This is a genomic window from Aeromonas sp. MR7 (assembly GCF_963899385.1).
Taxonomy (GTDB): Bacteria; Pseudomonadota; Gammaproteobacteria; order Enterobacterales; family Aeromonadaceae; genus Aeromonas; species Aeromonas bestiarum.
The window spans coordinates 966613-987209 of record NZ_CAWQXH010000011.1 but is presented as its reverse complement, the minus strand read 5'-3'; the positions used below and the strand labels follow the sequence as shown (position 1 = coordinate 987209).

16 protein-coding genes are annotated in these 20597 nt (G+C 61.7%); 7 read left to right on the top strand and 9 right to left on the bottom strand.

Annotation, left to right across the window (positions count from 1 at the left end; translation table 11 throughout):
* Positions 1–23: 23 nt before the first annotated feature.
* The gene (yfbR, locus tag AACW87_RS09455) at positions 24–614 is read left to right on the top strand and encodes a 5'-deoxynucleotidase (RefSeq protein WP_098984203.1); all 591 of its coding nucleotides are present in this window, start codon (positions 24–26) and stop codon (positions 612–614) included.
* Positions 615–702: 88 nt separating this feature from the next.
* Here the strand turns inward: yfbR and lolE are convergent, their stop codons facing one another.
* Genes lolE through AACW87_RS09440 form a run of 3 tightly spaced genes read right to left on the bottom strand, consistent with a single transcriptional unit; the run spans position 703 to position 3921 of the window.
* Complete coding sequence (gene lolE / locus AACW87_RS09450; RefSeq protein WP_241324827.1) at positions 703–1944, bottom strand: lipoprotein-releasing ABC transporter permease subunit LolE; 1242 nt, start codon at positions 1942–1944, stop codon at positions 703–705.
* The gene (gene lolD / locus AACW87_RS09445) at positions 1944–2642 is read right to left on the bottom strand and encodes a lipoprotein-releasing ABC transporter ATP-binding protein LolD (protein ID WP_043555492.1); all 699 of its coding nucleotides are present in this window, start codon (positions 2640–2642) and stop codon (positions 1944–1946) included. The genes lolE and lolD overlap by 1 nt, the downstream gene beginning before the upstream one ends.
* A 43-nt stretch (positions 2643–2685) precedes the next feature.
* Entirely contained in the window at positions 2686–3921 is a 1236-nt protein-coding gene (locus tag AACW87_RS09440) for a lipoprotein-releasing ABC transporter permease subunit (RefSeq protein WP_098984206.1), read from the bottom strand.
* Between the two features lie 76 nt (positions 3922–3997).
* Between AACW87_RS09440 and AACW87_RS09435 the strand changes: the two genes are divergently transcribed.
* Positions 3998–4573, top strand: coding sequence for a PilZ domain-containing protein (locus tag AACW87_RS09435; RefSeq protein WP_042871557.1), 576 nt, complete (start codon positions 3998–4000; stop codon positions 4571–4573).
* A gap of 9 nt (positions 4574–4582) precedes the next feature.
* Positions 4583–8047 carry a transcription-repair coupling factor gene (mfd, locus tag AACW87_RS09430; RefSeq protein WP_241324826.1) on the top strand — a complete coding sequence of 1155 codons (3465 nt, stop codon included), beginning with the start codon at positions 4583–4585 and terminating at the stop codon, positions 8045–8047.
* A gap of 83 nt (positions 8048–8130) precedes the next feature.
* Here the strand turns inward: mfd and fbp are convergent, their stop codons facing one another.
* Positions 8131–9165 carry a class 1 fructose-bisphosphatase gene (gene fbp, locus AACW87_RS09425; protein ID WP_065403254.1) on the bottom strand — a complete coding sequence of 345 codons (1035 nt, stop codon included), beginning with the start codon at positions 9163–9165 and terminating at the stop codon, positions 8131–8133.
* 383 nt (positions 9166–9548) lie between these two features.
* On the opposite strand from fbp, the gene AACW87_RS09420 reads away from it, so the two are divergent.
* The gene (locus AACW87_RS09420; RefSeq protein WP_241324825.1) at positions 9549–11165 is read left to right on the top strand and encodes a peptide ABC transporter substrate-binding protein; all 1617 of its coding nucleotides are present in this window, start codon (positions 9549–9551) and stop codon (positions 11163–11165) included.
* A gap of 49 nt (positions 11166–11214) precedes the next feature.
* Here the strand turns inward: AACW87_RS09420 and AACW87_RS09415 are convergent, their stop codons facing one another.
* The 3 genes from AACW87_RS09415 to sixA all read right to left on the bottom strand — a co-directional run bounded on the left by AACW87_RS09415 (position 11215) and on the right by sixA (position 13142).
* A complete protein-coding gene (locus AACW87_RS09415) occupies positions 11215–12132 on the bottom strand; it encodes a DMT family transporter (protein ID WP_241324824.1) in 918 nt (305 codons plus the stop codon).
* A 202-nt stretch (positions 12133–12334) separates the two neighbouring features.
* Positions 12335–12541, bottom strand: coding sequence for a DUF1107 domain-containing protein (locus AACW87_RS09410; RefSeq protein ID WP_042037401.1), 207 nt, complete (start codon positions 12539–12541; stop codon positions 12335–12337).
* 133 nt (positions 12542–12674) lie between these two features.
* Positions 12675–13142 (bottom strand): phosphohistidine phosphatase SixA, encoded by a 468-nt coding sequence (gene sixA, locus AACW87_RS09405; RefSeq protein ID WP_043136349.1) that lies wholly within the window; start codon positions 13140–13142, stop codon positions 12675–12677.
* 162 nt (positions 13143–13304) lie between these two features.
* Between sixA and AACW87_RS09400 the strand changes: the two genes are divergently transcribed.
* Complete coding sequence (locus tag AACW87_RS09400; RefSeq protein ID WP_241324823.1) at positions 13305–16079, top strand: insulinase family protein; 2775 nt, start codon at positions 13305–13307, stop codon at positions 16077–16079.
* A gap of 307 nt (positions 16080–16386) precedes the next feature.
* On the opposite strand, the gene AACW87_RS09395 is transcribed toward AACW87_RS09400, so the two are convergent.
* Together AACW87_RS09395 and AACW87_RS09390 are read right to left on the bottom strand one after the other, a co-directional pair.
* On the bottom strand, positions 16387–17034 hold the full coding sequence (locus AACW87_RS09395) for a thiopurine S-methyltransferase (RefSeq protein WP_241324822.1): 648 nt from the start codon (positions 17032–17034) through the stop codon (positions 16387–16389).
* A 218-nt stretch (positions 17035–17252) separates the two neighbouring features.
* Complete coding sequence (locus tag AACW87_RS09390) at positions 17253–18626, bottom strand: leucine-rich repeat-containing protein kinase family protein (RefSeq protein ID WP_241324821.1); 1374 nt, start codon at positions 18624–18626, stop codon at positions 17253–17255.
* Between the two features lie 322 nt (positions 18627–18948).
* Between AACW87_RS09390 and AACW87_RS09385 the strand changes: the two genes are divergently transcribed.
* Both AACW87_RS09385 and AACW87_RS09380 read left to right on the top strand, forming a co-directional pair.
* Entirely contained in the window at positions 18949–19713 is a 765-nt protein-coding gene (locus tag AACW87_RS09385) for an SDR family oxidoreductase (RefSeq protein ID WP_241324820.1), read from the top strand.
* Positions 19714–19764: 51 nt separating this feature from the next.
* Positions 19765–20592, top strand: coding sequence for a bifunctional transcriptional activator/DNA repair enzyme AdaA (locus tag AACW87_RS09380; protein WP_241324819.1), 828 nt, complete (start codon positions 19765–19767; stop codon positions 20590–20592).
* Positions 20593–20597 lie beyond the last annotated feature (5 nt).

Genomic DNA, 20597 nt, shown 5'->3' with positions numbered 1-20597 from the left:
ATTGCCACCGTCCGAGGCCAGCCATGCTTCCCAGCCACTTCTTCGCCAATCTCGCCCGCATGAAACTCATCTATCGCTGGCCGCTGATGCGCAACATACAACCCGAAAACATCGCCGAGCACAGCCTGCAGGTGGCCATGGTGGCCCACGCCCTCGGGCTCATCCACAATCGGCTGTTTGGGGGCAAGGTCGATGCGGATCGCGCCGCCGTGATGGCGCTCTATCACGACAGCAGCGAGGTGCTGACCGGCGATCTGCCGACCCCGGTCAAGTACTTCAATCCCGAAATTGCCCGGGAGTACAAGAAGATAGAGCTGGCCGCCGAGCAGCGCCTGCTGGCCATGCTGCCGCCGGAACTGGTGGAGGATTTTCGCCCCCTGCTGGACTCGGGCGCGCAGGATGCCGAGCTGGCACGGCTGGTGAAGGATGCCGATACCCTCTGCGCCTACACCAAGTGTCTGGAGGAGATCAATGCCGGCAACCGGGAGTTCGAACCGGCGCGCAAGCGCCTCGAAGCCATGCTGGAGGCAAGGATGAGCCCGCAGATGCGCTACTTCATCGACGTCTTCGTGGCCAGCTTCTCGCTGCCGCTGGATGAGCTCAACGCCCACTAAGCCAGTCCAAACGGCCTGAAAACAGAAGGGCCCGCCGGTTTGCACCGGTGGGCCCTTCGTTCTTTATCAGCAGATCAGATGCCGTGCATCAGTGTCCCAGCTCCCGGGACGGCACCAGACCGCTCGCCCGCCAGGCGGGGTAAAGCGTCGCCAGCAGGCTCATCAGCATGGCCGCGCCGGTCACGATCAGCAGATCCTGCAGATGCAACTCGGTCGGCAGGAAGTCGATGAAGTAGATGTCGGGGTTGAGGAACCTGTGGCCTATCAGCCCTTCGATGAAGCTCAGGATCTGGGTCAGCTTGCTGGAGAGCAGGCCGCCGAGCAGGGCCCCGAGCAAGGCACCGAGCACCCCGTTCACCATGCCCTGAATGACGAAAGTGAGCCGGATCTGGCCCGGGCTCGCTCCCATGGTCTTCAAGATGGCGATCTCGCTGCGCTTCTCGTTCACCGCCATCACCAGGGTGGAGACTATGTTGAAGCAGGCCACCGCCACCACCATCAGCATCACCACGTACATGACGGTACGCACCATCTGGATGTCCTGATAGAGATAGCCCTGGCGGCTCATCCAGCTGCTGATATAGACGTAGTGCGGGAATTTCTGGGCGGCGGCCACCGTGATGGACTGCGCCTTGAGCACGTCGTTCACCTTGAGGCTGAAGCCCTCCACCGCACTGCCCATGCCGGTGATGGCCTGGGCATCGGCCAGGTGCATGAAGCCCAACACGCCATCTAATTGGCCGCCGATCTCCAGCAGTCCCACCACCTTGAGGGATTCCCGTTTCGGGTTCTTGATGGCGGACGCATCGCCCGCCTGGGGCAGCAAGAGGGCGACCGTATCCCCGATGGTGACCCCCAGTTTGTCGGCTATGGTCTTGCCGAGAATGAGCCCGTGCTCACCGGCCTGCAGCTCGCGCAGACCGCGCCCCGTCATGTACTTGCCCGCATCGGACAGATTGGCTTCGAGCTCGGGCAGCACGGCGCGCACCTGCAATCCCTTGAGGGCATTGCCGTGCTCCAGCAGCCCATCGAGCCGGATGACGGGCGCGGCGGCTTCCACGCCGGGCTGGGCCAGCAGGTAGTCCCGCAACTTGGGCCAGTCGGGCAGCGGCGCCTCCATCCCCATCAGCTCACCGTGAGGCACCACTGAGAGCACCCTGTCTTTGAGCTCCCGCTCAAACCCGTTCATGGCAGACAAGCCCAGAATGAGCGCCATTACCCCGAGGGCGATACCGATGAGGGAGGAGGCGGAAATAAAGGCGATGAAGCCGTTGCGACGACGGGAGCGGCTGTAACGCAGGCCCAGAAAGAGGGGCAGCGGTTTGAACATCAGGCGACCTCCGCCATGATGCCGCTCACCAGGGTCACCCGCCGATGGAGCTTGGCAGCCAGGCTGAGATCATGGGTGACCACCACAAATGCCGTACCCAGCTCGCGGTTGAGCTCGCACAAGAGCTCGTAGACGGCGGTGGCGCTGGCGTGATCCAGGTTGCCGGTGGGCTCGTCCGCCAGCACCAGGCTCGGCTCATTGACCAGGGCACGGGCGATGGCCACCCGCTGGCGTTCGCCACCGGAGAGCTCGGAGGGTCTGTGATTCAGGCGATGGGAGAGCCCCACCCGCCCCAGCATGCGCGTCGCCTTGTCGGTGGCGCTGGCCACAGACTCGCCGGCGATCAGCAGCGGCATGGCGGTGTTCTCCAGCGCGGTGAACTCGGCGAGCAGGTGGTGAAACTGGTAAACAAAACCCAGCTCCTGATTGCGGAATCTGGCCTGGGTGCGGCTGTCCCAGTGATGGATGTCCTGCCCCTTGAACAGCACGGCGCCGCTCGACGGGTTGTCCAGCGCCCCCATCAGGTGCAGCAGCGTGGTCTTGCCCGAGCCCGAGCTGCCCACCACCGCCAGCATTTCGCCGGGGGCGACGGACAAGTCGATCCCCTTGAGCACCTGGGTCTCCAGCTCGCCCTCTTTATAGACATGATTCAGTGCCTGGCAACGCAGCAGAGGTTCACAGGAGAAGGGTTCATTCATAAACGGGGCTCCACTAACGCCGGATGTAACAAGAGAAGATGAATTATTCATAACGCAGCGCCTCGGCCGGTTTCACCCGCGCCGCACGGGCCGCCGGGTAAAGGGTGGCGCTGAAGCTGAGCAGCACGGCCCCCAGCAAGATGGTGATGACCTGAGCCGGCTCCACTATCACCGGCAGACCACTGCCACCGGCCGTCATGTAGAGGTTGAGCCCCACCGCATCGAGCAGGGGGTTGAGGCCGAGCGAGAGGCCGAGCCCGGCCAGACCGCCGAGCAGGGCGCCGATCACACCGCTGGAGGCGCCGAGCACCATGAAGATCTTGACTATCCCTGCCTCGCTCATGCCCATGGTGCGCAAGATGGCCACCTCCCCTTCCTTGTCGGTGACCACCATCACCAGCGCGGAGAGGATGTTGAAGGTGGCGACCGCGATGATCAGCACCAGCATCAGCCCCATCATGCGCTTCTCCATGGCGACGGCCTGGAACAGCTCGCCGCGCTCGCGGCGCCAGTCCTGCCACTCCAGTCCGTCCGGCAGCGCCGTCTTGATCACCTGGTCGGCGGCGAAGGGATCGTCCAGCCAGAGCCGAATGCCGCCGACGGTTTCTGTCGGCAGGCGCAGCAGACGCTGGGCATCCCCCAGCGCGATCAGCGCGACCTGGCTGTCCACGTCGGCACCGACCCCGAAGATCCCGGAGACGGTAAACAGCCGCTGGGCCGGCACCCGGCCAAAGGGGGTGAAACGGGTGCCTTCGGTCAGGATCAGACGAACCTGATCGCCCATGGAGACCTTGAGGCGATTGGCCACCCCCTGCCCCAGCACTATGTGGTATTCACCGCGCTGCAGGCTGTCGAGGCGCCCCATCTGCATCTGGGCGTGCAGTATGTCATCCTTTGGCCAGCGGGCCGGATCTATGCCCTGCACGCTGACGCCGGTGAGCTGACCCGGGCTCTGCAGCATGCCTTCGCTGTCGAGCATGGGGGCGCTGGCGATCACATGGGGCAATTTGGCCAGATCGGGCAAGCCTGCGGGCTGGGCGTCGATGCGGCCAGCCTGATTGGTCACCACCACATGGGGGATCACCCCCAGGATGCGGCCCTTGAGCTGCCCCTCGAAGCCGTTCATCACAGAGATGACCACCATCAGGGCCGCGACCCCGATGGCGATACCAAAGGTGGAGAACAGGGAGATGAATGAAACGAAGCGGTTACTGCGTCGTGAGCCTGCGTAGCGAAGGCCTATGGCCAGCGACAGCGGCTGAAAAAGTCCAGTCTTCAAGGATATCTACGTTGCCAACAAAATAAGATACCGGATAATAAAGGGAAACCGTCCATGACAACAAGGGATAGCCTCCATGCAGGAACAGTTCTTCAGCGTCACCCATGCCACCCCGGTCAATGTGATCCCCATGCCCGGTGACTTTCATCTGCCGACGCTGGAGGCACTGGAAGCCGAACTGCCCGAACCCTTTCGCATCGCCTCCTCCATCACCTCCATCGACATGGTGACCAGTCGCCTGATGCGCAACCAGAACGAGTCGATGCACGACCTGGTGGAGATAGTCAATCAGCAGTCCCGCAAGATCGACATGATCATGGGCTATGTGCTGTCGGTGCAGGATCACCCCGAACATCGCTTCCACACCCTGCGCTTTGGCGCCGGCCAGCTCACTTACCTGCATCCGCGCCAGGGCCATGGTGAACCGCCGCACCTGCACCAGATAGTGCGGCTCAAGATCTTCCTGCGGGAAGAGGCTTCCGCCATCTACTGCTACGGCCAGGTCAAGCAGCTGGAACCGAGCGAGCACGGCATGCACGTGGTGCTCGACTATGTGCGGATCCGCGAGGATGACCGCGAACTGCTGGTGCGTGCCAGCCTGCATGTGCAATCCAAGCAACTCAAACTTCGTGCGCAAGACCGCCAACGTTAAAAGAATCGAATGATGCCAATGAAGCTTCCCGCCTTGCCCGCCAAGGCGGGCCAAAAGTTAACGCTCGGCCAGTTGACAGGCAGCAGCCTCTCGCTGGTTGCCGCCCGCCTCACCCAGGAGGCCGACCGCCCCGTCCTGCTGGTGACCGCCGATACCCCGAGTGCCCTGCGCCTTGAGCAGGAGCTGCAGTTCCTGCTGGCAGATCAGGGCTTGCCTGTGCTGATGTTCCCGGACTGGGAAACCCTGCCCTACGATACCTTCTCTCCCCATCAGGACATCATCTCCCAGCGCCTCGAGACCCTCTACAAGCTGCCGCAGATGAGCGCCGGCGTGCTGATCGTGCCCATCTCCACCCTGATGCTGCGCTGCGCCCCCCGGGTCTATCTCGACAAGTACAGCCTGATGGTGAAGGCCGGCCAGCGTCTCAACCTGCAACAGTTGCGCGGGCGCCTGGCCGAAGCCGGCTACGTGGCGGTGGAACAGGTGCTGGAGCACGGGGAATTTGCCGCCCGTGGCTCACTGCTCGATCTCTTCCCCATGGGCAGCAACAGCCCCTATCGCATCGACTTCTTCGATGACGAGGTGGACTCCATCCGTCCGTTCGATCCCGAGACCCAGCGCTCCAGCGAACCGGTCAAGACGGTCAGCCTGCTGCCGGCCCGGGAGTTTCCCACCGACGAGGCCGCCATCGAGCTGTTTCGCGGCCAATTTCGCGAACAGTTCGAGCTGTCGCGCGCCGAGGGCTCCATCTATCAGGAGGTAAGCAAGGGGCGCTGGCCCGCCGGCATCGAATACTATCTGCCGCTCTTCTTCAGCCAGACCGCCAGCCTGTTCGATTACCTGCCGGACAACACCCTGCTGCTCACCGTGGGGGATATCTATCCCGCAGCCCAGCGGTTCTGGAACGACATAGGCCAGCGCTATGAGGACAGACGCTGGGACAACACCCGCCCGCTGCTGCCCCCTCAACAGATTTACCTGCCGGTGGAGCAGCTGTTTGCGGCGCTGGGCCACTATGGTGCCGTGCGGTTGCAAGAAGCCGCCACCGACGGCGGAGCCGGCCAGCATGATCTCCCCATAGCAGCGCTGCCGGAGCTGCAACTGGATCACAGCAAAGAGCAGCCCATGCTGGCGCTGAGCCAGTTCCTGAACAGCTTCACGGGCCGCACCCTGTTTGCGGTGGAATCCGAAGGGCGCCGGGAGGTGCTCGGCGATCTGCTGGCGCGCATATCCTTGCAACCCAAGGAGTTCCCCTCCCTCGAGGCCTTCATGGCGAGCAAGGCGCGCCACGGCCTGCTGGTGGCGCCGCTGGAGCGGGGTTTTCTGCTGCAAGAGGCCGGGCATGATGAGCTCGCCCTTATCACGGAGACAGAGCTGCTGGGCGGTAAAGTCCGCATCAAGCGAGCCCGGGAAAAGAGCAAGAACTTAAGCTCGGATGCGGTGATCCGCAACCTCGGCGAGCTAACCCAGGGCCAGCCGGTGGTGCACCTGGATCACGGGGTCGGCCGTTATCTTGGCCTCGAGACCATAGATGCCGGCGGCCTGCCCACCGAGTTCCTGACCCTGGAATATGCCGGTGGCGACAAGCTGTTCGTGCCGGTGACCAGCTTGCATCTCATCAGCCGCTACACGGGATCCGACAACCCGCCCAGCCACAAGCTCGGCGGCGAAGCCTGGGTCAAGGCGCGACGCAAGGCGGCGGAAAAGGTGCGCGACGTGGCGGCCGAGCTGCTGGATGTGTACGCCCTGCGGGCGGCGCGCCACGGTTTTGCCTTCCAGCACGACAGGGAGGCCTACCGCCAGTTTGCCGCCGGTTTCCCGTTCGAGGAGACAGAGGATCAGCTCAACGCCATCAACGCTGTGCTGGGGGACATGTGTCAGGCCAAGAGCATGGACCGGCTGGTGTGCGGCGACGTGGGCTTTGGCAAGACAGAAGTGGCAATGCGAGCCGCCTTCGTGGCGGTCCATGGCGGCAAACAGGTGGCGGTGCTGGTGCCCACCACCTTGCTGGCCCAGCAGCACTACGACAACTTCCGCGATCGCTTCGCCAACTGGCCGGTGCGGGTCGAGGTGTTGAGCCGCTTCCGCTCAGCCAAGGAGCAGAATGCCGTCATGAAAGAGCTGCGCGAGGGCAAGGTCGACATCATCATCGGCACCCACAAGCTCTTGGGCTCAGAGCTCACCTTCAAGGATCTGGGGCTGCTGGTCGTCGATGAGGAGCACAGATTCGGGGTACGCCAGAAGGAGAAAATCAAGGCGCTGCGGGCCGACGTGGATATCCTCACCCTCACGGCAACGCCGATCCCGCGCACCCTTAATATGGCAATGGCCGGCATGCGGGATCTCTCCATCATCGCCACCCCGCCCGCCAAACGGCTCGCCATCAAGACCTTCGTGCGCCAGCAGGAGCCCGCGGTCACCCGCGAGGCCGTGTTGCGTGAACTCAAGCGCGGCGGCCAGGTCTACTACCTGCACAACGACGTGGAGAGCATCGAAAAATGCGCCAGCGATCTCGCCGAGCTGGTGCCCGAAGCGCGTATCGGCATCGCCCATGGCCAGATGCGTGAGCGCGATCTCGAGCGAGTCATGTCGGACTTCTACCACCAGCGCTTCAGCCTGCTGGTCTGCACCACCATCATAGAGACCGGCATAGACGTGCCAAGTGCCAACACCATCATCATGGACCGCGCCGACCATCTGGGGCTGGCCCAGCTGCACCAGCTGCGGGGCCGGGTTGGCCGCTCCCACCACCAAGCCTATGCCTACCTGCTCACCCCCCATCCCAAGCTGATGAGCAAAGATGCGGTCAAGCGGCTCGAGGCCATCGCCTCGCTGGAAGATCTCGGCGCCGGCTTTGCGCTGGCTACCCACGATCTGGAGATCCGGGGTGCCGGCGAGCTGCTGGGTGACGATCAGAGTGGCCAGATCGAATCGGTCGGCTTCACCCTTTACATGGAGATGCTGGAGCAGGCGGTCGAGGCGCTGAAAAACGGCAAGGAGCCATCGCTGGAGCAGCTGATGAGCCAGCACACAGAGGTGGAGCTGCGCCTGCCCGCCCTGTTGCCGGAGGAGTACATACCGGACGTCAACATGCGTCTGTCCATGTACAAGCGCATCGCCAGCGCGGCGGACGAGCAGGAGCTGCGTGAGTTGAAGGTGGAGCTGATAGATCGCTTCGGCCTGCTGCCGGAGGCAACCAAAACCCTGATGGAGCTGGCCGCCTTCCGCCAGCGCGCCACGGCGCTGGGCATTCGCCGGGTGGAGATGAGCGAGCGCGGCGGTTACCTGGACTTCACCCAGGAGACCCGCGTCAACCCTGGCTATCTGGTCAAGCTGCTCTCCGAGCAGCCGCGCATCTACAAGATGGATGGGCCGACCCGCTTGCGCTTCCAGGTGCCGACCCCGGACCGCGCCATGCGCCTGAAACTGGTGGACGGCCTGCTGGCGGATCTAGCCAGCCATACCAGTCACTGAGGCAAGCAACCTCACCCAAACAAAACGGGAGCCATCATGGCTCCCGTTTTTTATCTGCTCATCGCAGGCACGACATCCGGGCATCAACCCTGATTGGCAGGATCCTCATGGGCGGAAAACTCCCGCATGAAGGCTTCGGCCCGCTCCACCATCTTGGTGGAACCGACGAAGTAAGGGGTGCGCTGGTGCAGTGCGGTGGGCTGGATATCCATGATCCGGCCAAAGCCGTCGGACGCCTTGCCACCGGCCTGCTCCACCAGAAACGCCATGGGATTGCACTCGTAGAGCAGGCGCAGCTTGCCGTTCGGGGAGTTGGTGCCGGACGGATAGATATAGATGCCGCCCTTGAGCAGGTTGCGATGGAAGTCCGATACCAGGGAGCCGATGTAACGGGAGGTGTAGGGCCTGTGAGTCGCCTCGTCCCGCTCCTGGCAATATTTGAGGTACTTCTTCACCCCGTCCGGGAACTTGATGTAGTTGCCCTCGTTGATGGAGTAGATCTTGCCCTCCTCCGGGATGCGGATGTTCTCGTGGGAGAGGCAGAAGCAACCGATGGAAGGATCGTAGGTGAAGCCGTTGACGCCAAAGCCGGTGGTGTAGACCAGCATGGTGGAGGAGCCGTAGACCACGTAACCGGCGGCGACCTGGCGGTTGCCCGGCTGCAGGAAATCTTCCAGAGTGACACCGGCACCGGGCGTGCTGACGCGGCGGTAGATGGAGAAGATGGTACCGACCGATACGTTGACATCTATGTTGGAGGAGCCGTCGAGGGGATCGATCAGCACCACGTATTTGGAGTGACGGGAGAGCTCGGAATCGAAGGAGACGAAATCCTCCTCCTCTTCGGAGGCCATGCCGCACACTTCGCCGCGCGCCTCCAGCGCCGCCTTGAAGCGCTCGTTGGCGTACACATCCAGCTTCTGCTGCACCTCGCCCTGCACGTTTTCAGCGCCCATGGAGCCGATGATGTCTGCCAGCCCCGCCTTGTTGATCTCCCGGTTCACCACCTTGGCGGCCAGGCGGATGGAACTGAGCAATGAGGTCAGCTCCCCGGTCGCGGTGGGATAATCCGCCTGCTTTTTGACGATGAACTCGCCCATGGTGATCATGTTTCGCATTATTGTTCCTTTAAGATCGTTTCCGTTGGCTTTGAAAACGTTTGCACACGTCAACAAAAAAAGTGCCGATCCTCGGCAGCCTTGTTTTGTAACCTAATGTAACGCCTGTTTTTTGTTTTTGCAGCGAATTAAGCCGCTGGATAAATGCGCACCCTGGCCGTCGAGCCCCTGTCAAAACCCCCTTTAATCGGTGCCAATCGGTGACTTTCACCATGTTAATTCGTGGTGAAAAGTCACGAACAGGCCGCCATGGTGGGTGCAACAGCCCACTTGGCCCCCTATCTGGGTAGCGGACGGCAAGGTCAGCGTCCCCCTCTTGAGATCTCCAGATCAATCCAGCACACTGGCCAGGCTTTGGAAGCAAAAAAACATAAGGATATTCAATGAAAAGGACACTCATTGCCGGCACGGTTGCCGCCCTGTTCGCGTTACCCGCCCTGGCCGCCCAGGTACCGCCCGGCACCAAGCTGCTAGCCGCCGATCAACAAACCTTCGTGCGCAACATAGGCACTGAACCCGCCTCCATCGATCCCCAGATGGTGGAAGAGAGCGCGGGCAGCGACATAGTCAACGATCTGTTCGAGGGGCTCTACACCCTGGATGGCGACGGCAAGCTGCAAGCCGCCGGCGCCCTTGGCTACGAGCTCGACAGCACGGGCACCGTCTACACCTTCAAGCTCAGACCCGAGGCCAAATGGTCCAACGGCGAGCCGGTCACGGCGGCAGATTATGTTTATGGCTGGCAGCGGGCGGCGGATCCCAGAAACGCCTCCAACTACGCCTGGTTCATCGAGCTGACCGGCGTCACCAACGCCAGTGATGTGGTGCAGGGCAAGAAGAGTCCGGATACCCTCGGCATCAAGGCACTCGATGCCCATACCCTGCAGATCACCTTAAAGAACCCTGTGCCCTTCTTCCTCAAAACCCTCTCTCACTACACCACCTTCCCGGCGCCGAAGGCGACCATAGAGAAGTTCGGTCATGAGTGGGTCAAGCCTGGCAACATAGTCTCCAACGGCGCCTTCGTGCTCAAGGAGTGGACCCCCAACGAGCGCCTCATCTCCGAGCGCAACCCCCATTACTGGGACAACCAGCATACAGTGCTGAACAAGGTGCTCTATCTGGAGATAGTCTCGGACACCGCCGCCTACAACCGCTATCGCGCCGGTGAGCTGCACTACACCACGTATCCGCTGGAGCAGTACAAGCAGCTCAAGAGCCAGAGCCCGGAGGAGCTGATCAATGCCCCGCTGCTCGCCACCTATTACTATGTGTTCAACACCCAGCGCAAACCGTTCGACAATCCCAAGGTGCGCAAGGCACTGTCGCTGGCCATCGACAGAGACACCATCACCGAGAAGATCCTGGGACAGGGTCAGATCTCCGCCTTCAGCCTGACCCCGCCGAGCGTCGACGGCTTCGAACTCAAGCGCCCTGCCAGCCAGTTGCTGAGCAAGGAAGAGAGGATCAAGCAGGCGAAAGCGTTGCTGAGCGAGGCGGGCTACGGCCCGGGCAAGCCGCTGGATGTGGACATCCTCTACAACACCAGCGAGGGGCACAAGAAGATAGCCCTGGCCATCTCCTCCATGTGGAAGCACAACCTGGGGGTCAGCGCCAAGCTCAACAACATGGAGTGGAAAACCATGGTGTCAGTGCTCAACGAGGGGGATTTCGGCGTCAGCCGCTACTCCTGGAACGGGGATTACAACGATGCGTCGACCTTCCTCGACATCATGACCTCCAGCAGCAGCGCCAACAGCGGCAAGTGGTTCAACAAGCAGTATGATGCCCTGCTGGCCAAGGCCCATGACTCCAAGGACCCGGCCGAGCGCAACCAGCTCTATCAGCAGGCCGAGGCACTGATCGATAACGAGGCCCCCATCGCCCCCGTCTATTTCTACGTCAAGTCGCGGCTGCTCAAACCCAACATCAAGGGCTATCCCTATCAGAATCCGCAAGACGTGGTCTACTCCAAAGACCTCTATCTCATCGCGCAGTGATGCCCTGACCCCCCTGAATAGAAAGACCGCCTCGAAGGCGGTCTTTTTTTCAATCTTCCCGGCAGGCGGCCAGCGCCACCCGGCGCCGGCGCAGCACCACAGGCTGCACCAGCAGTTGCGCCAGCAAGACCCCGAGCAGTGTCATGCCGCCCCCTATCAGGTGATAACTGGTCAGCTTTTCCCCGAGCCAGCTGATGGCCAGCGCCGCCGTCATCACAGGCAACAGGTTCATGAAAATGGCGGTGCGGCTCGCCCCCAGCAGGGCTATGCCCTGCATCCAGAGCCAGGGTGACAAGGCCGAGGTAGGGATACCGGCGTAGAGGATGAGCCAGAGCGCGCGGCCATCTGGCCACTGCCCGTCCACCAGCAGGTAGAACGGGGTGAGAAACAGCAGGCTGCACAACACCTGGCCATAGAGCATGGACCAGTTGTCCAGCCCCAGATCCCACTTCTTGAGCAGCACGCTGTAGAGCGCATAAGTGCCCGCCGACAACAGCATATAGACGGAGCCGATGTGAATGCCCTGGGTGATCAAGCGGGAGGGATCCCCCTGCCCCAGCAAGATGGCCAGCCCCAGAATGGAGATGACGCCGCCGAGCAGGGCGCCCCAGGTGGGGCGCTCGCGCAGCAGCCAGATGCTGAGCAACACAGTCATCAGCGGAGTCAGCCCCATCATCAGGCCGATTTCGGTCGCCCCCAGGGTTTGCGCCGCGTAGTAACCGAAGGTCTGGTTCAACACCATGCCGAGCAGGGCCAGCGCCGCCAGCTGGTAGAAGCCGGCCCGCAGCTTGGCGCGATCCCGCCAGGCGCGGTGCGCGAGGAAAGGCGTCAATATGATGGCGGCCACCATCCAGCGCGACCAGGCCAGCGCCGCGGGTGAGAGCACGCCCACCGCCAACTTGCTGACGATGGCGTTGCCGGCCCAGATGGCCATGCAGGAGAAGGGAAACAAGAAGGCAAGGGGCATCACTATATCCAGAAGAAAGCAGCGGGTATTTCCGGCGGGAAGTATAGAGAGGCAAACAGGATTAGCAAGTGCTTGCCGGCCTTGCCGATGCAGGCGGGTTTGAAACGGAATCGAACAGAGCCAACTTGGGCAGGTCAGGGCCAAAAACAATCATGCCCGCACGGTGGCGGGCATGAAGCGTCTGGATGGGATAGTGAAAGTATCACGCCGCATCCATGTGCAGTCTGGAGATCATGGCGTTGACCTCGACCACGGTCTGGCGGTGGGGAATGTCAGCTGGCGTTGGCATCATCAGCAAGCCTGACTGGAAATCAAAACGCCCCCTGCCGTGGATATATATCCGTCCCTTGAAGAAGGTTTTGACATGTTTTGCCACCATCAGCGGCAGGTACTTCTTGAACACTCTCATCGTTTGCAACCTCTTGCAGTTGTATCCGTATGACAGCAGCTTCTGCGAAATAATTCCGTAAATTCTATATAAAAATCCGGAAAAATCGCGACTCTCTTCCCCAAAAAACCAATTTATAACTTTTTATTAACTTTTAGCGTATTGTATGTGGTCCTTCCAGCCAGAGCAAGACCCCCTTGTCATCTTGCCACTCGATGCAGGCCAGACCCGAGGTGGCAAACATGGGCGCACCCGCCGCCGGACAGAGGCTCTGCACCAGATAACCCACCAGCGGCAGGTGGCTGACCATCAAAATATTGTCATGTGTTGCCGCCAACGCAGTGAGATAACTCGCGACAAACGCCGGGTCGCCATAGGGGGTGATCTCGCTGCTCTCCTCGACCCTGGCGGCCTTGGGTAATTCACTGCATATGCTCTGCCAGGTTTGTCTGGCACGCAGGTAATTGCTGTGAACCACCAAATCCAGTTCGCCATCCAGCTGAGGGGCCAGCCAACTGGCCATGTGAATGGACTCTTCGATGCCCTGCTCGGTCAGTGGACGCTGTTCATCTGTTTTCGCATTCATGCCAGCCTGGCCATGACGCATTATGTAGATTTTCATTACAACCTCGCCCAAGGGGCCTGTTTTGATAGCGGGGGGATCTTACCCCGCCATGCCGGGGGAAACAATTGCGCTACCTCTCAGAAAAGGGTTTGCCTCACTGGATAGCGGGGTCGATAATCATGTTTAAATTCAAATAAATCCAACATGAGTCACGCCCCAATGAGCCCATATGCCAGTCCTAATGACCATCGGCAGTACCACTATCTGGAGCTGGCAAACCGGCTCAGGGTCTTGTTGATCTGCGATCCCGATACCGACAAGTCTGCCGCGTCCCTGGCCGTCAACACCGGTCATTTCGACGATCCGGCCGATCGGCAGGGGATGGCTCATTTCCTTGAGCATATGCTGTTCCTTGGCACTCGTACTTATCCCAAGCCTGGTGAGTACCAGCAATTTATGAGCCGTCATGGCGGCAGCAACAATGCCTGGACCGGCACCGAGTTCACCAACTTCTTTTTCGAGATAGACAACGGCTTCTTCGAGGCCGGGCTCGACCGTTTTTCCCAGTTCTTCATCTGCCCCACCTTCACCCCCGAGTGGGTGGACAAGGAGCGCAACGCGGTCGACTCAGAGTACCGCCTCAAGCTGCAGGACGATGTGCGCCGCAGCTACCAGGTACATAAAGAGACGGTCAACCCGGCCCACCCCTTCTCCAAGTTCTCGGTCGGCAACCTGGATACCCTGGCGGATCTGCCCGGTCGGGATCTGCGCGCCGATCTCATCCGGTTCTACGAATCTCACTACAGCGCGGATCGCATGGCGCTGGTGATGATCTCGCCTGAATCCATAAAGACCCAGATGGCTTGGTGCGATCGCTTTTTCGCTCCCATTTTGAATCGCAATTTGGGAATACCGACCCTGACGACCCCCCTCTATCGCCTCGACGATCTCGGCATCCGCATCCGCATCAATCCGGTCAAGGAGACCCGCAAGCTGGCGCTGACCTTCCCGCTGCCCAACGTCGACGAGTTTTATGACAAAAAACCCCTCACCTTCCTGAGCCACCTCATCGGCTATGAAGGGGATGGCAGCCTGCTCTCCCTGCTGAAAGCGAAAGGCTGGGTCAACCAGCTCTCAGCCGGCGGCGGCATCAGCGGTGCCAACTTCAAGGATTTCGGGGTGAGTTTCGGCCTCACACCGCTCGGGCTCGAACACGTCAACGAGATAGTGGCCGCCCTGTTCGGCTATCTGAAGCTCATCGAGCGCGGCGGGGTGGAAAACTGGCGCTACGACGAGAAGCGCACAGTGCTCGAGTCGGCGTTCCGCTTCCAGGAGCGGGGCCGGGCCCTCGACACCGTCTCCGGGCTGGTGTTGAACCTGTTCAGCTACACGCCCGAGGATCTGCTGTACGGCGACTACATGATGCGCGAGTACGACGAGGCGCTGATCCGCCGCCTGCTCGCCAAGCTCACGCCACACAACCTGCGCATGACCATCACGGCGCCTGAGCTGGCCACGGATCGCCTGGCCCGCTGGTATCAGACGCCCTATGGCGTCGACGTCATCACGGAGGCGGAGAAGATCCACTGGCAGCAGAGCGAGCCTGAACCGGCCCTCGCCCTGCCCTTGCCGAACCCCTTTATCAGCAGCCGGCTCGATCCGCGCCAGCCGGCGCTGCAGGCCGACATGCCCGCCTGCCTCATCGACAGGCCAGGGTTTCGACTCTGGCATCTGCACGAGCATCAGTTCAGCGTGCCCAAGGGCAACCTCTACATCTCCATCGACAGCGAGCACGCGGTCAAAAGTCCGCGCCACATCGCCATGGCCAGGCTCGCGGTGGAGCTGCTTACCGATCACCTCAACGCCCTCACCTACCCGGCTGAGCTGGCGGGGCTCGGCTACCAGATCTATGCCCACCAGGGCGGTTTTACCATCAACCTGAGCGGTTTTGCCGACAAGCAGCCGCTGCTGCTCGACATGATCCTCGGCAACCGCACCCTGGGCTATCCGGATCCGGGCCGCTTCGCCGAGATAAAAGAGCAGCTCATCCGCAACTGGGACAACCAGTCCAAGGCACGCCCCATCTCCCAGCTGTTCAACCAGCTCACCAGCCTGTTGCAGCCGAACAACCCGCCGTTCGAGCAGTTGCTGCGCCATCTGCGCACAGTAGAACTTGGCGAGATGCCGGCGTTTGTCGCCCAGCTGTTTGGCGAGGTGCACATAGAAGCCCTGGTACACGGTGACTGGGACGCCGCCGAGGCGCTCGAACTGGCCGCCCTGCTGGAACGTCATCTCGGTGCCAACAGCCAGCCCAGTGCCGAGACCCGCCGCCCGCTCATCGCCATCCAGGACAGGGGGACGCTCATTCGCGAGCAGGGTTGTGAACACGAAGACTCGGCGCTGCTGGTCTACTACCAGTCCCGCACCACCCGGGCACGGGATCTCGCCTGCTTCACCCTGGCCAACCACATAATGTCATCCACCTTCTTTCACGAGCTGCGCACCCGCCAGCAGCTCGGCTACGTGGTGGGAGCCGGCAACCTGCCCCTCAACCGCCACCCCGGCCTCATCTTCTATATCCAGTCGCCGGTGGCAGGTCCCCAACACCTGCTGGATGCGGTGGAAGAGTTCATCGATCTCTTCCCGCTGGCCATGCTGGAGCTCACCGAGCAGCAATGGCAAGACAGCAAGGTAGGCCTGCAGGCCCAATTGAGCGAGCGGGATGCCAACCTGCGCAGTCGCGGCCAGCGGCTCTGGGTCAGCATAGGCAACAAGGACCTGGGCTTCGATCAGCGCGAAAGGGTGTGCGAGGAGGTGGGCATGCTGAGCCGCGCCGATCTGGTGCGCTTCATCATACAGTTGCGTTCACGCACCTCGGATCGGCTGATCCTCTGCAGTTATGGCCAGGGCCATGAACACGACGAGCGCATCACGGGCCAGTTTATCGATGACCCCAGGGCGTTTCGGCTCAACGCCAGCACCTTCGAGGCCTGAGCAGGCATGCTTGCCCATCAGCCAATCCCGCCCAATAAAAAGCCGACCCCTGGGGGTCGGCTGGAAAAACCATAATCAATTGCGACCTAAGCCGCCAAAAGTGAACATGAGCGTGAAAATCAGACACTGAGTTGATGATCGGCCATATGGTTCAAACCAGAGCTCATCTGCCGATGCCAACAGTGATTGAGAAACAGGCTCATCTTAGGGATTAGCCTCCCTTGCCACGTTGATCTATGTCAAAGGAGGTAGCAAAGAGTCGGTGACCTGCGGCTTTGTCGCGCGGGATCACACTTTCAGCCGCCCCTCAGCCCCGGCGGATCAGGCGATAGGCCACTTCATCGAAATAGGAGAGCTGACCGGAGAGCACCCTGGGGTGATCCACCTCTGCCGCCCTGCCCAGCACCTCCACCCGAAAATCGCGCTCAAACAGGGTGCGCACTTCCATCTCCCCCACCGAGAAGGGCGGCTGTTTCTGCTGCTCCGGCTGATATTCCAGGGTCACCAGCAGGATCTGGCCACCGGTTTCCATCAGACGGCTCATCAACTCCGCATACTGGCGGCGCATCTGCGTCGGCAAGGCGATCAGGGCGGCCCTGTCATAGGCCAGCCGATAGCGACGGCCCAAGTCGGGGGCGGCAAAAAAGTCCCCCTGATGGATGCGCAGGGAGCCGTGCTGATGACACTGATAGGGGCCCAGCTCGCTGAGAGTATCGGTGAGCTGGTTTTCACTGAAAAACTGCTCGATGGCGAGCGCCGAGAGCTCGAAGCCATTGATGGGGTGGCCCAGGCCATTGAGCCAGAGCATGTCGCGGGATTTGCCGCACAGGGGCACCAGCACGGGTTCATCCTGTTGCTGGGCAGACCACCAGGATTGCAGCCAGCGATTGAAGTCTGCCTGATGAAAGCCAATCCGGTTATCTTCCCAACGCTGATGCCAAAACGCAGCTTCCATCCTAATACCCCTGTTATCTGAAGATGCCTCAATATCACAACTTAACCCGGCGCACGCAAGCCTTGCACCGGGCCTATGGGTGATTTTTGCCAGAAAAACGATTGCAACATGAAAAGACGCGCCAAGGCGCCTTTTTGACATCTTTGTGTCATGAGGATGTGCTGCGTGCTGTGCAGCCCCTGCTCGCCGTCAGTCAGATGCCCGCTCATCGCGCAGGCTCAGGCACAAACGGGCTCGGCCGTCATCATGGCCGCCACCACCGCTATCCTGGCCGAGATCTGCGCGAACGAGGGACGCTGCGACACCTGCTCGCAGAGGCATGCCCGAGCCAACAGGGCCAGATCCTTCAGCACCTCGCTCTGCGGCTGGCAGCGCGCCAGCAACTCGTCCAGCAGGCACCCAAAGGCCCTCACCTCTATCCGCTCCAGCCCCTCGGCCAGCACGCATTCCGTGCGGTCGTAACAAGAGGCCGCGCCAAAATCGCCGAGCAGCACCCGGCCCTTCCCTTGCAAGGAGTGCAGTATGTTATGGCCATAGAGATCGCCGTGCATGATGCCCCGCTCATGCAGATGCCCCGCGGCAGCCGCTATGCCCTGCGCCATGGCGAGCACGGCGGTCGGGGTGAACGACAACCCTGCCGGATAGACGTCTCGGGTGCAGGAGTCCAGGCTCGGCGGCCCCGCCAGATTGGCAAACGTTGGGTCTATCAGCGCCATCACCAGCGCCGGCATGCCGGAGGGGTGATCAGCCACCCGCCCCAACACCCTGATGAGGTTGGGATGGGTGCCGGCCGCCAGCGACGCCGCCATCTCGCAGTGAGGCAAGCCATCGCTGGTCACGGCCCCCTTGAACAGCTTGACCGCCACCGAGCTCGGCCCGTCACCCTGCAGTCCGTCACAGGTGATGCGGGTAGCACTATGGATCACGCCAGAGGCCCCCTGCCCCAGCAACTCACCCAACTCAAGCGCCAGCCACGGCACTGTGGCGATATGAGCCACATGATCCGCATCGATGGCCCGCGCCTCCTCCCCCTCACTAAAGGGGTTGCCGGAATAGGCGAGCCAGGAAAGGCGTGGCAGCGTGAGCAGCCAGTCGGGGAAGCGTTCGATCCGGTTGGCGGCGACGCGCAGCAGTTCGAGTCGATGGCAATTGGCCAGTGTCTCTGGCAAGGCGGTCAAGCGGTTGCCCGCCAGCATCAGCTTTTGCAGGGCGGCGCACTGACCCAACTCATCGGGCAGTTGCTCGATGGCGTTGTCGGTCAGGATCAGCCAGCGCAACCCCACTGGCAGCGACGCGGCGGAAACCGTGGCAATCCGGTTGGCCTTGAAGCCCACCATGGTGAGTGCCGGGCAGCGCCCCAGCACCTCGGGCAACTCGGTGAAACGGTTCTCGGAGCAGAAGATGATGCGCAGTTTGGTGACCCCAGCCAACTCGTCCGGAAGGGCGCTTAGCTGGTTGCCGGTGAGATCCAACACCTCCAACGTCTCTTTAAGGCTGAGGATCTCGGGGGGGAACTCCGTCAGATGTTCACAAAGCTTCAGATGGCGGGCGCCACAGAGTTCACCCGCGCGCAGCTGTTCCAGAGTATGCATAACCGTTTCTCAATCCTGATGACCGCTCTGACGGCGCAACCAGCCATCAGCGCGCACCGAACCTGCGTCCGGCGGTTTTAAAGGGGGGGCATTATAAAGAATTCGGGGCGCAGATCGCCCCTTTTGTTGCCACGAAGGCCTGCATCGACTTGTAGCAAAGCGACATGGGGACAAAGAGAGCAAGATCCGGGTCGTGTCAGCGAGGGCCAGTTGCCATAGTAGGGTCAAACCAGAGTGGTTCGAACCCGTTGAGGTTCCAACCCACTGCCAACCCTGAGCGCCACTCAATCCGGCGCACAACACCCTCAGCGAGGGAACTGCCATGTCATTACTGTCCAACAAGGTCGCCATCATCACCGGAGCCAGCTCCGGCATCGGCCGCGCCAGCGCCATCCTGTTTGCCCGCGAAGGAGCCAGCGTCGTCGTTGGTGCCCGCCGCCAGCCAGAGCTGGATCTGCTGGTGGAGGAGATCCGCCATGAGGGTGGTCAGGCGGTAAGTCTGGCGGGAGATGTGAAAAGCGAGACTTACGCCCGCGATCTGGTGGATCTCGCGCTGACCCGTTTCGGCGGGCTCGATATCGCCTTCAACAACGCCGGCAGCACGGGAACGCCGGGCAACGTACAGGAGCTTGAGCTGGCGCAGTGGCAGGAGACCCTGGATACCAACCTCACCAGCGCCTTTGTGGGGGCCAAGTACCAGATCCCTGCCATGCAGGTGCGTGGCGGCGGCTCGCTTATCTTTACCTCCACCTTCGTCGGCCATACCCTGGGTCTGCCCGGCATGGCGGCCTATGCAGCAAGCAAGGCGGGCCTCATCGGCCTGACTCAGGTGCTGGCCGCCGAGTATGGGGCGCAAGGGGTGCGGGTCAACGCCCTGCTGCCGGGGGGCACCGACACCCCCATGGGGCGGGCCTTTACCAATACGCCACAGAGTCTCGCCTTTGTGCAGAATATGCATGCCCTCAAACGGCTGGCCCAACCGGAGGAGATCGCCCGCTCGGCACTCTATCTGGCGTCCGATGCATCGAGCTTTACCACCGGCATTGCCCTGCTGGCCGATGGTGGGGTATCTATTTGTCGCACATGACCTTGTCGCACCCAAGATCCTGCGGCTGCAAACTTATTGTGAGAGCGCCTTATGTCTGATTACGCCCGCATCGCCGATGCCATCCGTTTTATCGCAAGCCAGGTGGCGCGCCAGCCCACCCTGGACGAGATAGCGGCGCACGTGCACTTAAGTCCCTTTCACTTCCAGCGGCTGTTCAGCCGCTGGGCCGGGGTTACCCCGAAGCGCTATCTGCAGGTGCTGACCCTGGAGCGGGCCAAGGCGCTGCTGCAGGAGTCGCGCCCGCTGCTGGAGGTGGCCGATACCCTGGGCCTTAGCAGCGGCTCGCGGCTCTACGATCACTTCGTGCAGCTCGAAGCGGTGACGCCGGGCGAGTACAAACAGCGCGGGGCCGGGCTGGTTATCGAACACGGGGTGCACGACACCCCCTTCGGTCAGGCGTTCGTCGCCCTGACCCCGCGGGGTGTGTGCAACTTCTCGTTTCTCGATGACCAGGCCCCACAGGCGCCGCTGACCGCCCTCACCCAGAGCTGGCCTGCGGCAGAGCTGCGAGAATCGCCGTCACGCACCCAGGGAGTCATCAACACCATGTTCGATGGCAGCAAGACGGCGGATCGTCCCATCTCCTTGCACGTGAGCGGCACCAACTTTCAGATCAGCGTCTGGCGGGCGCTGCTGCAGATCCCGCCAGCCAAGGTGGTGAGCTATGCCCAGGTAGCGAGCGCCGTCGGCAATCCCAAGGCCGCCCGCGCAGTGGGGCTGGCTGTGGGCGCCAACCCCGTCGCCTTGATGATCCCCTGCCACCGGGTCATCCAGCAAAACGGCAAACTCGGCGGCTATCACTGGGGCGAAACCCGCAAACAGGCGATACATGTCTGGGAAGCTGCGAGGTATGAGTGAACGTG